This is a genomic window from Glycomyces sp. TRM65418 (genome assembly GCF_019710475.1).
GTDB lineage: Bacteria > Actinomycetota > Actinomycetes > Mycobacteriales > Micromonosporaceae > Glycomyces.
Window position 1 is genome coordinate 123,819 of sequence record NZ_JAJFAX010000002.1, and the last position, 11,916, is coordinate 135,734.

An 11,916-nucleotide genomic window follows, 5' to 3' on the forward strand; every position below is an offset into this window, starting at 1 on the left:
CCTGCATGCGGGTGGAAAGGCGCCCTACAAGAAGTGACGCTTATGCACTTGCGGAGGCTGCATCGCCGAAGTGCTGGTCCTCCTAGCATCCAGCGTGAAGAACTCCCGCAACTACTGGAGCGAACCGGCTTCAGCGCGATCGTCGCCGCCCAACAGGCCACCATGGACGTCGTCGACGTCCTGGCCGGGTATAACGACCCCGTCCACCAGGGCCCGGCCTGCAATGCCGCGCCTAGCGCAACGTCGGATGCGCGCCTCCGGGCCGCAGCCGACGTTGCCTACAGTTGGCCCTCAGTCGGCGGTTACGTCGCCTTCGTCGGATGCCTCGGCTACGGGATGACGCGCCCCGAAGAAGCCGCGGCCCCCGAACTGCCCCGATGCGTCTGCCCGCCACCGGATGGAGACCCGTCACGCTTTCCCAGGCGGCTGTGGGCGGACAACGCGCCTCCCGCGACGTCCGCGGGCTCAGACACCGCTCCGCGAAGGAGGTGCGGCCCCGGCTTGGTCGAGTTCATCGACACCCACGTCAACCGGTACGGCACCGGCCGCGGTGGGACGCTTCCTCCCGGCGACGGGCCGCAAGGTAGGCCCCGGAACGGTCTGGCTGCGCTCCCGCCAGGCCCGAGAGTACGCCTTCGGGCCCGCCGAGCGGCGGTCGAACCTCCGCAAACGCCCCTACCGCCTGCGACACTCGGGGATCTCCCGCGCCTGTACGCGGGCGTCCCGCCGGTGCAGGTCGCCGCCTGAGCCGGGCACTCCGTCGAAGTCCTGCTGTGGATCTACGCCAATGTCATCGGCGGGCACGAAAACCGCCGGTAGGGCGAGATCGACAAATTCCCGGGGGAGCGACCGTGCCGGCCGCCACGAGGACCCGAGTCGAACGGTCCCCGTGGCGGCCATGCCGTACCATCGATGCCGCAGCCGACTGCTCAAGCCCGGCTGCGCGCCGATACGGTATGGTCTCGGCAAGGGCCTCTAGCTCAATGGCAGAGCTGCGGACTTTTAATCCGTAGGTTCAGGCTTACTCGGCCGGAAACCTACACGCCAAGAAGCTGGGAAAACGGCCTCTGACCGGCCGAAATGCCGGTCAGAGGCCGTTTTTTGTTGTGCCGTTGATGGCGGCCGGATGCGGTCATATGCGGCTGTCTGTGGATGGGCTGTGGATGGGCGAGAAGGGCTGTCAATGTGGACAGACACGAGAATCTGCCCGCAGCATCCATGACTTCAGGAACATCGCAAGCTTCTGCTGTCGGGCGCTGCGACCAGATGGTGGACGCCCGTTGGCCTGTCGCAGGTTCGAGCCTTGGGGCGGGATACCAACAAACCAGCGAGCCTCAAGATCATCGGAAAACTCGTCGTAAGCGGCCAGTTCATGACTCGGTCTTCAATATGAATTTGATGGTCGCCTCCCGCGCAGATCGGCGTTGAAGGCGTTCCTGGGTGAGGCAACGCCAGGCCGCCTCGGGCCTGGAAAACGCCCACGGTCTCCCAGCGACCTGAACCCGGCTCGGCCCCGGCGGGGGTGGGGCTGGGCCTGAACAGCCCCTCGCGGCCGGGTGCGCTTCGCCAGACGGTGGCCTGCTGCAGCGGGCGCTCGTTGACCGCAAGCTTTGCTCTGACCAGCGCAAATAAGCTCATCACCTTGGCCCGGAAGGCCGGGGAGTCGGAAAAGAGCGACCGTCATAGTCAGACTATGCTGGAGTCGTATGCTAGGCTCGTCTCCTAGGGCTCGCACAACGAGCCCGCAGGCGCCACAGAACGAAAAAGGTGCCGCATCGCCCTCTCGGTTGGCCCCTTCGGGGCGATGCGGCAACGATGCCCCTCCGCGTGGAGGAGATTTGAAAGGAAAGGTCTCATGACCCCACCAGTTCTCACTTGTACCGTACCGGGCGAACTGCCGTTGCGGCCAGTGGCGATCACGCTCGTGATCCTCGTGGTTTGCGTGGTCTGGTTCTTGGCTCTGGGGCAGGCTCTGCCCTTGTTCATGGCGATTGCGACGACCATTGTCACGACGATCGTGGCGGTGCTGACGGACAAGATCATCCGCAGCGGGCTGCGGTAGTGACTGCATCAAGGTGAGCTACAGGTGGGCTGTGGGCGGCGACCGTGCACAGCCCACCTGGTACACGAGGATCTAGGTGGGGAAGATGGCGATGTTCGAACTTCACGAGTCGACCTCGAACGCGCCGAGTGTCGAACTCGGGACGATCTGCGAGATCACTGCGGGGCCGGCGGGATCGCTGTTGAAGGATCTCCCGGACGTCGGAACCGGCGTGCCGATGGTCTCCCCACGAGATTTCACTGAGTTCAGAACGATCGACCACTCGCGGCTGAGGCGGGTGCCCCAGGCAGAGGCTGAGAAGCTGGAGCGGTTCTCGCTTCGGGAGAACGACATCGTCATGGTCAGGCAGGGCTCGCTCGGCGGGCAGGCATTGGTCTCGATTCGGGAGACCGATTGGTTGTACAGCTCTTCGTGCCTGCGGATCCGGCTCCGAACGACTGAGGTGATTCCCGGGTACCTGTCGGCGTACTTGACGTACTCGCGCTCATGGGTGGCGTTTCTACAGCAACAAACGGTGGGGACTACGGTTCCGCTGCTCACCTCGTCCGCGTTGGGCAAGTTCCCGGTCGTGCTGCCGGACGTGGCGAGGCAGCTGGCCATCACTGAAGCACTGCAGGCACTCGACGGGCAGATCGCTGTCGAACGGGAGATCATTGCCCGGCTCGCATCGCTCCGGCCTTCGATCGTGGAGGTCGCGCTTGAGGAGGCGATGCAGTGATGTCCGACCAACTCGCCGGAAAGCTTTGGGAGGCCCTTGCACTGCTCCGGGGCGAGGTCGATATTCAGACCGGCTTCAACGCCGTGTCGAGCCTTCTGCTGCTCAAGCTCGCCTCTGACCAACCCACGCTCCTGAAGGTCCCACCAGCGGCCAGATGGGACGCGATCGCGGGCTCAACAAGTCCAATCGATTCGATCGCCGAGGCGCTGCGCGCGCTCAGGTCAGCCAACCCCGAGTCGATCGGCACTGCCAATACGGCGCTCGAGCTGCCGACCGGCTTGAAGCCCCAAACCGCCCGGAGCCTGTTCTACCTCTTCAACCAAGTCAACTTGAAGCGCGCCACGCTCAAGCATGGCGCGGTGGTAGGGCAGGATTTCGACGAGATACAGCATCGTTTTGCCGACGACAGCGGGAAGAGCGGGGGGGATTTCGCGCCGCTCCCGGCGTTCCTCTCGAGGCTGATGGTTCGCCTTGCCGATCTTTCACCAGAGCAGACGGTCTACGACCCGTTTGCGAAGAACGGCTCCCTGCTGGTTGCGGCAAGTACGTACGTCACCGACCGGTATGGGCCAGGTGCCGCCGTCGATCTTGTCGGTCAGACGTTCAATATGGCGATATGCGACCGGGACAGAATCAATCTGCTCCTCCACAGCATTCCCGAGTTCTTCCTTCACCACAGCGACGCGCTCTACAACCCTCTTTTGGACGAGGAAGGGCAGTGGAGAAGATTCGACCGAGTGCTCTCGAACCCGCCTTTTTCGATGAAGTACCGCCCTCAGGACATCACGTCCCCGGAGCGAATGCAGTACGGGTGGACGTCGGAACGCGGAAATAACGCTGATCTCATAGTCCTCCAGCATGTACTCGCATCTCTGAAGCCAGACGGGGTCGGTGTTGTCGTTGCTCCCGCAGGCGTGCTTTTCCGCGGTGGGCCGGAGGGAACAATCCGAAAGAACATCGTTGAGGACGGCAGGATCGAGGCGATTATCGGTCTTGGCTCAAACCTATTGTATGCGACTTCAATTCCGATCTGCATTCTGATTGTACGGGGCCCTCGTGAGAGTTCGCTGCAGCAGCCTCTGACGGGGATGGAGAGTATTCTTTTCGTCGATGCAGGCCATGAACTTTCCCGGGCGCGAGGCAAGCGCCATATTGAAGCCGAAGTTGTCGAGAAGATCGTGTCTTCAGTGAGAAGACACGTCTCCATCCCGGGCTTCTCTAGAAACGTCCTAATCGACGAAATAGCCGCGAATCGATTTAGCCTCAACATCTCGCAATACGTGACCACAAGCTCAATCAGTGGGGCAGCACCCGATATTCGCGGGACCTTGTTCGGTGGAATTCCAAGAGCTGAAGTCGATGCAGAAATGCCCCGATTCCTGGCGCTTGGCGTCGAAGTTTCGGATATGTTCGAGCTCAGTGAAGGTGATTATCTAACATTTCTGCCTGAGGATTTCGATACAACTGTAGCCCGCATCGAGGAACGTTCTTCTGAGGCTGAGGACTCATTCGGCGGACACTGTCGATCCGTTTGGGAATCGATCGCTTCCGAATTCGAGCAATGCTTGTTTGACGGCGATCTAATGGAACTTTATGACGACCTGGCAGATTCATTCGTGAGCGAGCTCCGAGTTGCCGGAGTGCTGGAAACTTATGAATCGTTGGGCGTATGGGCATGGTGGCTCTCAGATCACGAGAGCGATCTTAGATACCTCATCGAGCATCTACCTGATGAAGCATTGCGTCCCGGCGAGCTAGACCTGCAGGTTCCTAACGAGAGCAAGCACGCCCCCTCTTCAGTAATAGAGCGCGTGCTTGCTGCTCTGGGAGACGACCTCTGCCACAAAGCCACTTTCCGTGCCTCGATCAAGCGACGAGAACTTCCGAGCATTTTCCGGGCGTGGGCCGCCCGGTATGGAACCTCGTTGAGAGATCTCGAAACCGAGCGCGGCCTACGGTCGGCAGCGCTTGAAGCGAAACTCCGCAGCATGGGGTTCCGCCCGCCTGCACATGGCGGAGCCTGAACCATCCCAGGGGCCTCAGGCCCGCCCTGCGTTTCGCCGGACGTGGGCGCTGATGGAACGTCCAAGTTCGGTGGAGAGCCAAGTGGCGAGACGGGTGCGGATGTCGGCTCGCCAGCGGTCCATCGCGTCGCTGCTGCGGACATGTGCCTTAGCCCAGTCGCAGGCGAGTGGGCCCTCGAGGTAGGTGTCTTGGATCATTACGGACTCCTCCACGGTGATCGCGCTTCGGTCACGGCGCGGGCGAGGACGAGGTCGACGCGGCCCACCAGCTCACGCGGCGGATGGGATATGTAGGCGTCGGACGAGAGCCGCTCCTGGTAGCGGTAGACCTCCTTTGTGTAGCGGGCTTCGGCGTGCGCGGCGTTATGCATTACTCGGCGATGGTCTCCAGCGGCGTGGTGCGCATGGCATGCCTCTCTGGTGACGTTCGAGACCGGTGGTCTCGGCGTTCTCCCAGGTAGCGCGCGCACCCGAGGGTGCGTCCAGCCACCTGCGCACCACACGCCCAGCGTGCGCGCACCCAGGCTGTGATGGTTTCGGTCTGCCTGTGTGGTTTCGCCCTGTCGGGTGCGCGAGTGGTGTGCGCGCACTCCAGGAATCCCCGTGCACCCTGCCATACCCCTGTGAGTCGGCCGAAGGAGTGCCGGCTTGGACTCTCGCCGGTCCGCACCGACCCCCGCCGGACGGGCCGGCTGACCCGGCTCCTGTGCCGGGTAGGCCTCACGGCTTTATCGCGCCAGAGGTGCGGGACGTGGGGCGGGGGCGGGGGTGGGATACCAGCAAACCAGCGCCCCTGAGTGTCGGCAAACTGGTCGTAACCGGACAGTTCCCGGCTCATTCGCCTGAATAGAAGGCACAAGGTTGCCTACGCCCTCGACGACGTTGGCGCGAAAAACGGGCACAGGTTCCGCGGCACCCGCTGCGTTCCAGAGGCTCAGGAAGACTGAAGGCGGGAACAATGGGGCTGCGGAGGAGCGTGGTTCGCCACCACGCCGATTCGCAGCCTCAGGACACGAGAAGTGGACGGTGTCTAGCGTCCTGGTGCTGTTGCCAGGTTTCAGATCCCGAAAAGTCGGTTCGGCGAGCTGTGGTTGTCGGCGCCTTCCGCTAGCGTCGAAACTACGGCTGGTCAAACCAATCAGGAGTGGACCATGAACGTCAGCGAGGCCTTCGGGGAGTTTCAGAAGACCGTCAACGTCGACATCGAGAAGGTCCGCGAGGCGAGAGTGCGGCGGGACCTGTTCAAAAAGGCATTCGTGCCCGAGGACGAGATCGTGGAGGTCATCCCGTCTGGATCGCTCGCGCGCGGCACGCACAAAGACCCTATACACGACGTCGACGTGATCCTGGTCTTTGATGGCGACGCGCGTCCTGGCTGGGGTGAGCCCGGGGCCTCCGCCGCGGAAGCCCTCGACCATACGCGCGAACGTGTCCACCAGCTTCTCGGAACGTCCGAGGGAACCAGCGCTCAGGTTGTTCGATTGGCACGATGGCGAAACCATGCCGTCAAGTGCTTCCTGGACGATCCGGACGATCCGGCCGCCTTCACTGTAGATGCAATGCCGGCTCTTCGCCGAGAAGACAAGCTCCTTGTCCCTGAAGCCCTCTCAGAGGATTGGATCCTCTGTGATCCGGAGTCATTGATCGCCGAGGTAGCCGAGAAGCACGGCGAGTGGAACAAGTTCGCAGGTAGCGTCCGCATGCTCAAGTGGTGGGCCGCGGACCAGAACATCAAAATCAAATCGCTCGTCATGGAGGTGCTCGCGCTCCGCTTCCTTCCCACGGAGGGCTCCCAGGCCGCGGCGATCAAGGACTTCTTCGTGGCCGCCTCGTACTTCATCGAAGGCGGGGGCGAAGTCACCGACCCCGCTGGCCTATGCGGCCCGATCCAGGCTGATCTCGATTACTCGAAGTTCCCCGACCGGCTTGAATCCGCGAGGGATTACGCGGTTCGAGCCGTCATGGCGCAGTCCAGCAACGACGCCGCCTATGCAATCCGGCAGTGGGGCGAGGTTTTCGGCGATGCTTTCCCGCAGCCACCAGTATCCGGCGACCTTGCTATCGGGGCAGCCCTCTCCATCACGCCGAGGCCGGTCAAGGACACGCCGCAGGGATGAATCGCTAGAGACTGGAAAGCTCAGGAAGGCTGGGACACGGATGGAACCGATTCTGTGGACGGAAGCTGAACCCAGAAGACTGAAGCGCGACCTTGATGACGTCGCCGCATTCGCGCCGGGCATCGAATACCAGACCCCCGGCCGGGTCGAGTCGGGGTTCCACCACGGGGCATGGGTTGGTGTGCTTCCGATCTGGCCGTTCGACCGGCCGCAGCCCGAAGGACTTGATCGGCTTGTCGGGAGCACCGGCCTCGCCATGATGGTGCTGTACCCGGCCGCATACCCGATGATCGCGCCGATCATCTACCCGGTCGATCCCGAGCCGTCGCTCTCAGAGCGCACACGATCCGCGTGGCATGTTGCTCCAAACGGGTCGCTGTGCCTCTTGCAGAGCGTGGGTGGCTGGCAACCGGAGACAAGCTTGACAGAGCTACTGGCAAAGGCCGCTGGTTGGCGGATCGAGTACGCACTGATGAAGGTCGGCGCCATCGATTGCATGACCGTCAACGGCATCGTCTCTGACCCCTTGTTGGACGAGCTGATCACTGCAACCGAAGAGATGGCGGACTCGGCCGGAATCGAGAGCCCTGATGACAACTAGTCACGCTGATTTTCACATTGTGCTCACCAAGGATGCTGTCGCGAAGATCCGTAACTCGGATCTGAACGGCGGCGTACTCGTCATGAAGTCCATACCGTCGGAGGAGTTGTTTGTCGTCATATCGGTCGAGACCTCGCGAGACGTCCGAGTCCCGGTCGACATCCCCACTGAGTACAGCAAATTGCGATGGGGCGATATCACGCATCCTGCGCAGTGGATGCGCCCGTCGAGACCGGATCTCCACGTTCGGCATCGGGCGATGATCCGGCGCCCTGGGACCGGGATCAGCTTTGAGGGCTTCCACGAGCTCGTGCCTGGCGTCTCCGATCCCGGTAACGGTCTCGGTCTGATGGTCACGCACGATCCGGGATTGAGTGTGGAAGCTCGTGAATTCGGTGCGAGCGAGTTCGCCGGATGGCTCGTCCAGCGCACCGGCGTCGAACCGATCTCGCTCGTCATCGAGCCTGAGGTCGTGGGTATTGGACAACTTGCTAGCCTATGGCCAATCGAGCAGCTCAAAGCGCACTCGGTCATTTTGGTCGGCTGCGGCAGTATCGGGGGTGCTGCGGCCGAAGCGCTCGCCGGCTACGGCATCGGCCGCATCGAATTGATCGACCCCGATCGGTTCCTCTGGCACAACATGGTCCGCCACGTCCTCGGTGCAGAAAGCGTTGGCCGCCGCAAGGTGGACGCCCTGAAGGATCACCTCAAGGAGCGGTGGCCTAACTTGCATGTGGAGACCCGCCGGCTCGACGTGGTGGCCGATGCCCACCTGGTGCGCCCGCTCGTCGATGGCGTCGACCTCGTCTTGTGTGCCGCCGACGGGATCGCGCCGCGCCGGGTCGTCAGCCATCTCTCTCGCCGAGCAGGCAAACCATCGGTGCTCGCGTGCGTGCTCGACGACGGCGCGATCGGCGAGGTCATCCGGCTCCGCCCCACCCCAAGATTTGGGTGCCTGCTCTGTCACCGACAGCACCTTTCAGACCAAGGCACATTGGACCCTGAGGCCGATCAAGAGCTCGCCTACGGCACCGGTCAAGTCCACAAGCCGATGACCGCCGTACCACCGGACCTCCACTACATCGGGACACTGATGGCAAAGATCGCGATCGCGACACTCTTGGAGTCGCTCCACGGCGACCACACGCAGCGACTTCCCGGAGAGTACGCCCTGCTGGGGCTCAGACCCGCGCGCCTGTACCAAGCACCCTTCGATCTACAGAAGGCCGGGGAGATTCGTTGGTTGTCGATTCCAGCCCCCCGACCAACATGCTTCACCTGTGGTTCCGCATGAGCGACCTTCCAGAGATCCGAACGATATCCGCGAGCGATATCGCATCGGCAATCATCGTTCGCGAGGCCATGCTGTCTCGCGACGGTCTGGAAACCGGGGGGATCCTCCTCGGTACCGAATACGATCAGCGAGTCGAGGTGCTGCACGCAGGCGGGCCGGGGCCGAACGCACGCAGAGGCGTCGACTTCTTCTTCCGGGATCTCGAACATGTGCAGCAGATCTCCGATGCAGCTTGGAGTACCGACCATAGTCAGTGGATCGAGGAATGGCACACCCATCTGATCGGTAGCCTGGTGCCCAGCAGAACCGACTTGTTGTCATACCGGCGCCATCTCGCTGATCCCGAGCTCGGCTTCGTGCACTTCATCGCGATAGTCGTCGGACTGCATCCACGCTCCGGGATCACAGCAGCGGCCTGGGTCGTGGAACCTGACCGCGTCCGGCCCGTAACAATGATGCCTGCTGGCCCCTGTGCGCCAAACGCGGGCGGTGAAACCGACCCCGGCCCCGAATCATGGCAAGAACGAATGCTTCAAGGGGACTGAAATGGACCTTGGCACCGCCGACGTCGATTCGACCGGCCCGATCTTCATCTCTTACCGTCAATCTGACGGAACCGAAATCGTCCAGGAACTGGCCTGGCTCTTGCGCGCCGCCGGACTGCCGGTATGGCGCGATCGCGATGACCTTCCCCCCGGCGACACGAATGAGCGTCTCAAGCAGGCAATCGACGAAGGGATCTCCGGCGGCGTCCTGGTAATCACGCCGGACATCCGACACAGCAAGGTGGTGAAGACTGTCGAGGCCCCGCGGCTCCTACGGCTTCACCAGATGTACCCGGCTTTCGCGCTCGGCATCGCCAATTCCGTCCAACAGGACAGCGGCGGGCTCGACTACCATGCGCCGGACCGCCTCCTGAGCCTCGACTCGGAGACGTTGCGTGGCGTCGACCAGCAACCAACCGACCGGCAAGGACTCCAACAGCTGCTCCAACGACTCCTCTGGAACCGGATTGCTTGCCAGCGAGATCGGGTCGAGACCGACGCTCACACATTCAGCCTCTCGGTGCAGACCCGGAACACGCCGCAGGTCTACGACCGCACTGGTTGCCAGCTCGACATCCGAGTCCGGCCCTCCGAACATGAGCGCCTCCCGGGGGCCGCAGGGCTGACCGACCTGCAGCACACCCTCGGACTGCTCCCAGACGCGGTGACCCGCTCCGGCGCTCAGCGTGTCCGTATACATGGTGGGGCGCATCTCTCCGTCGCATTCGCCGTCGGCACAGCCCTGCCGTCCACACGGATCGGGGCCATTGAAGTGGTCGACCAGCGCGAAGCAATCTGGGCAAGCAGCAGCGAAGCGCAGCACTCCCGCGTGCCATACATCCAAGTCGCCGCCCAGGAGACTTCGCTGAATACCTCAGAACGAGCACGGCCCACGGTAGCGGTGTACCTCGACCTATTGCCGCAGAGAAGCGACGCAGCCTTCGAGCGCTTCCTCGCAGAACACGCTGGCTCAATTCATGCCTGGCGGCACCTCACCAGCACCTGCGGAGAACTCCTCGATCCTGCAGAAGCTGGCGCGATCGCATCCGACGCGGCCGCTCACATCCGCTCGTTCTCGAACAACAACGATAATGCCACAGTGCACCTGTTGCTGCGCTGCCCCTTCCCGCTAGCCCTTTTGCTAGGGAGGCTTACCAACACCATCCGTTTCGTGGCCTACGAGTGGGACGATTCCCAGGCCACCGAGACTGGGGACGACTTTCGACCCCGGTACGTCCCGGCTCTTCGAGTCCGCGCGTCTGCACTCGGCGGTCCCATCCACGAGGTGCTCCTAGATTGAAGTTTGCTTCGCCCGCACCCAGCGCCTCCTACGATGTGGAACGCACCTCGGCCACTCGAGCTACCGGGCGGGATACCAACAAACCAGCGCGCATCAAAATCATCGGAAAACTGGTTGTAACCGGACAATTCCCTGCACGGCCGGGGCAGCGAGAGTAAGGGCCCGCTTCGAACGGGTCGAGCTTCCCTCGGCCGTGACCACCTTGACCCGCCGAGCTGCTCCACGCGATACTGGCGCAAGCCAACGACGATCCCGAGGTCACTGGCCGGGTCGCAGCAAGGGGGTTCGCCAAGCGCCCCGAGGCATAGTCAGCCGCCCGCCGCGACGAGGCCCGTAACTCCGTACTTACGGAGTTGTGGGCCGCTTCCGCTTCTACCTTCGCGTCCGCGTCCTCGTCAGCCCACAGGCCCTCGAGGAACTCCGCACCCGCGGTGAAGCACCGCTCGCAGACCATCGTGTACTCCGAGACCGGTCGGCGCCCGCACTCGACACACACCCACTGGCCGCACCCGGCACAGGTCGCCATGTCGGAGTCCATGTCGTACCGGTTGGAGTCGATCGAGAAGTAGCTGCGGCACCCGTCCTCGCACCGCTCGACCTCGTCGACGACGGCATCCCCGGGAATCGCTTCGCTGTCCACGGTATGCACCCTACGATCCCGGCCGCCCGGGACCGGGGATTCACTGCGCGGTGTCGCCAGGGACCTCGTCCTCGCCGAACTCTTCGATGCGCCAGCCGCCGATGACCAGGATCGCGCCGACGAGCCAGGCGGCCTGGGCGAGGAGGGTGATGAGCGCGAAGCCGATGCCGTTGAGGACCCCGGTCGTTCCGAAGAGTGCCGGGGCGACGGCGGTGCCGGCTACCGTGACCGCCGCAGCAGCGAAGGCAACGCGGGTGCCGTGTGCACTGGTGCCGACAGTCACCATGAACCAGGCGAGGACGAACAGGGCCGTCAGGCAGATAACCCAGGCCGCAATGGCGAGCAGGATCGAGAAGGGACGGTCCGCGCCCGCAGCCCCCCAGACGCCCTCGTGCAGCATCATCAGGAAGATCCCGCCGGGGAACACCGCGATCCCAGCGCCGATACCGAACCCGGTGTTCGCCCAACCCAGCCCGTCTCCGGGCTCGATCCAGCGGGACAGCGGCAGGGAAGGGTGGATGGGGGCAGGGGTTGTCACGACGTCCTCCAAGGCGATTCACGTTGCGAGGCAAGGGTCACGACCACAATACCGATCGTGACTGTCAAGACGGGTTC

General features: G+C 63.2%; 11 protein-coding genes. 9 read left to right on the plus strand and 2 right to left on the minus strand.

Annotation, left to right across the window (positions count from 1 at the left end; genetic code table 11):
• The first annotated feature begins 1,855 nt into the window (after positions 1-1,855).
• The 3 genes from K3N28_RS05610 to K3N28_RS05620 all read left to right on the plus strand — a co-directional run bounded on the left by K3N28_RS05610 (position 1,856) and on the right by K3N28_RS05620 (position 4,804).
• Positions 1,856-2,062 (plus strand): hypothetical protein, encoded by a 207-nt coding sequence (locus K3N28_RS05610; RefSeq protein WP_228091503.1) that lies wholly within the window; start codon positions 1,856-1,858, stop codon positions 2,060-2,062.
• 85 nt (positions 2,063-2,147) lie between these two features.
• Positions 2,148-2,780, plus strand: a complete 633-nt coding sequence (locus tag K3N28_RS05615; RefSeq protein WP_228091504.1) for a restriction endonuclease subunit S — start codon at positions 2,148-2,150, stop codon at positions 2,778-2,780.
• Complete coding sequence (locus tag K3N28_RS05620) at positions 2,780-4,804, plus strand: N-6 DNA methylase (protein WP_228091505.1); 2,025 nt, start codon at positions 2,780-2,782, stop codon at positions 4,802-4,804. The genes K3N28_RS05615 and K3N28_RS05620 overlap by 1 nt, the downstream gene beginning before the upstream one ends.
• A 197-nt stretch (positions 4,805-5,001) precedes the next feature.
• On the opposite strand, the gene K3N28_RS05625 is transcribed toward K3N28_RS05620, so the two are convergent.
• Positions 5,002-5,175, minus strand: coding sequence for a hypothetical protein (locus K3N28_RS05625; protein WP_228091506.1), 174 nt, complete (start codon positions 5,173-5,175; stop codon positions 5,002-5,004).
• A 780-nt stretch (positions 5,176-5,955) separates the two neighbouring features.
• On the opposite strand from K3N28_RS05625, the gene K3N28_RS05630 reads away from it, so the two are divergent.
• The 6 genes from K3N28_RS05630 (at position 5,956) to K3N28_RS05655 (ending at position 11,230) form a co-directional block, all read left to right on the plus strand.
• Entirely contained in the window at positions 5,956-6,921 is a 966-nt protein-coding gene (locus K3N28_RS05630) for a hypothetical protein (protein WP_228091507.1), read from the plus strand.
• A 40-nt stretch (positions 6,922-6,961) separates the two neighbouring features.
• Entirely contained in the window at positions 6,962-7,522 is a 561-nt protein-coding gene (locus tag K3N28_RS05635) for a hypothetical protein (protein ID WP_228091508.1), read from the plus strand.
• Positions 7,523-7,541: 19 nt separating this feature from the next.
• On the plus strand, positions 7,542-8,816 hold the full coding sequence (locus K3N28_RS05640) for a ThiF family adenylyltransferase (protein WP_228091509.1): 1,275 nt from the start codon (positions 7,542-7,544) through the stop codon (positions 8,814-8,816).
• Positions 8,813-9,361: a Mov34/MPN/PAD-1 family protein gene (locus K3N28_RS05645; protein WP_228091510.1), complete on the plus strand. Its 549-nt coding sequence runs from the start codon at positions 8,813-8,815 to the stop codon at positions 9,359-9,361. The genes K3N28_RS05640 and K3N28_RS05645 overlap by 4 nt, the downstream gene beginning before the upstream one ends.
• A 1-nt stretch (position 9,362) precedes the next feature.
• On the plus strand, positions 9,363-10,661 hold the full coding sequence (locus tag K3N28_RS05650; RefSeq protein WP_228091511.1) for an SAVED domain-containing protein: 1,299 nt from the start codon (positions 9,363-9,365) through the stop codon (positions 10,659-10,661).
• A 431-nt stretch (positions 10,662-11,092) separates the two neighbouring features.
• On the plus strand, positions 11,093-11,230 hold the full coding sequence (locus K3N28_RS05655) for a hypothetical protein (protein ID WP_228091512.1): 138 nt from the start codon (positions 11,093-11,095) through the stop codon (positions 11,228-11,230).
• A 111-nt stretch (positions 11,231-11,341) separates the two neighbouring features.
• On the opposite strand, the gene K3N28_RS05660 is transcribed toward K3N28_RS05655, so the two are convergent.
• Positions 11,342-11,851, minus strand: coding sequence for a hypothetical protein (locus K3N28_RS05660; RefSeq protein ID WP_228091513.1), 510 nt, complete (start codon positions 11,849-11,851; stop codon positions 11,342-11,344).
• Positions 11,852-11,916 lie beyond the last annotated feature (65 nt).

Coding starts and splice junctions, on each gene's coding strand:
- K3N28_RS05610 (WP_228091503.1), top strand. CDS start 1,856: ATGACCCCACCAGTTCTCACTTGTACCGTACCGGGCGAACTGCCGTTG.
- K3N28_RS05615 (WP_228091504.1), top strand. CDS start 2,148: ATGGCGATGTTCGAACTTCACGAGTCGACCTCGAACGCGCCGAGTGTC.
- K3N28_RS05620 (WP_228091505.1), top strand. CDS start 2,780: ATGTCCGACCAACTCGCCGGAAAGCTTTGGGAGGCCCTTGCACTGCTC.
- K3N28_RS05625 (WP_228091506.1), bottom strand. CDS start 5,175: ATGCATAACGCCGCGCACGCCGAAGCCCGCTACACAAAGGAGGTCTAC.
- K3N28_RS05630 (WP_228091507.1), top strand. CDS start 5,956: ATGAACGTCAGCGAGGCCTTCGGGGAGTTTCAGAAGACCGTCAACGTC.
- K3N28_RS05635 (WP_228091508.1), top strand. CDS start 6,962: ATGGAACCGATTCTGTGGACGGAAGCTGAACCCAGAAGACTGAAGCGC.
- K3N28_RS05645 (WP_228091510.1), top strand. CDS start 8,813: ATGAGCGACCTTCCAGAGATCCGAACGATATCCGCGAGCGATATCGCA.
- K3N28_RS05650 (WP_228091511.1), top strand. CDS start 9,363: ATGGACCTTGGCACCGCCGACGTCGATTCGACCGGCCCGATCTTCATC.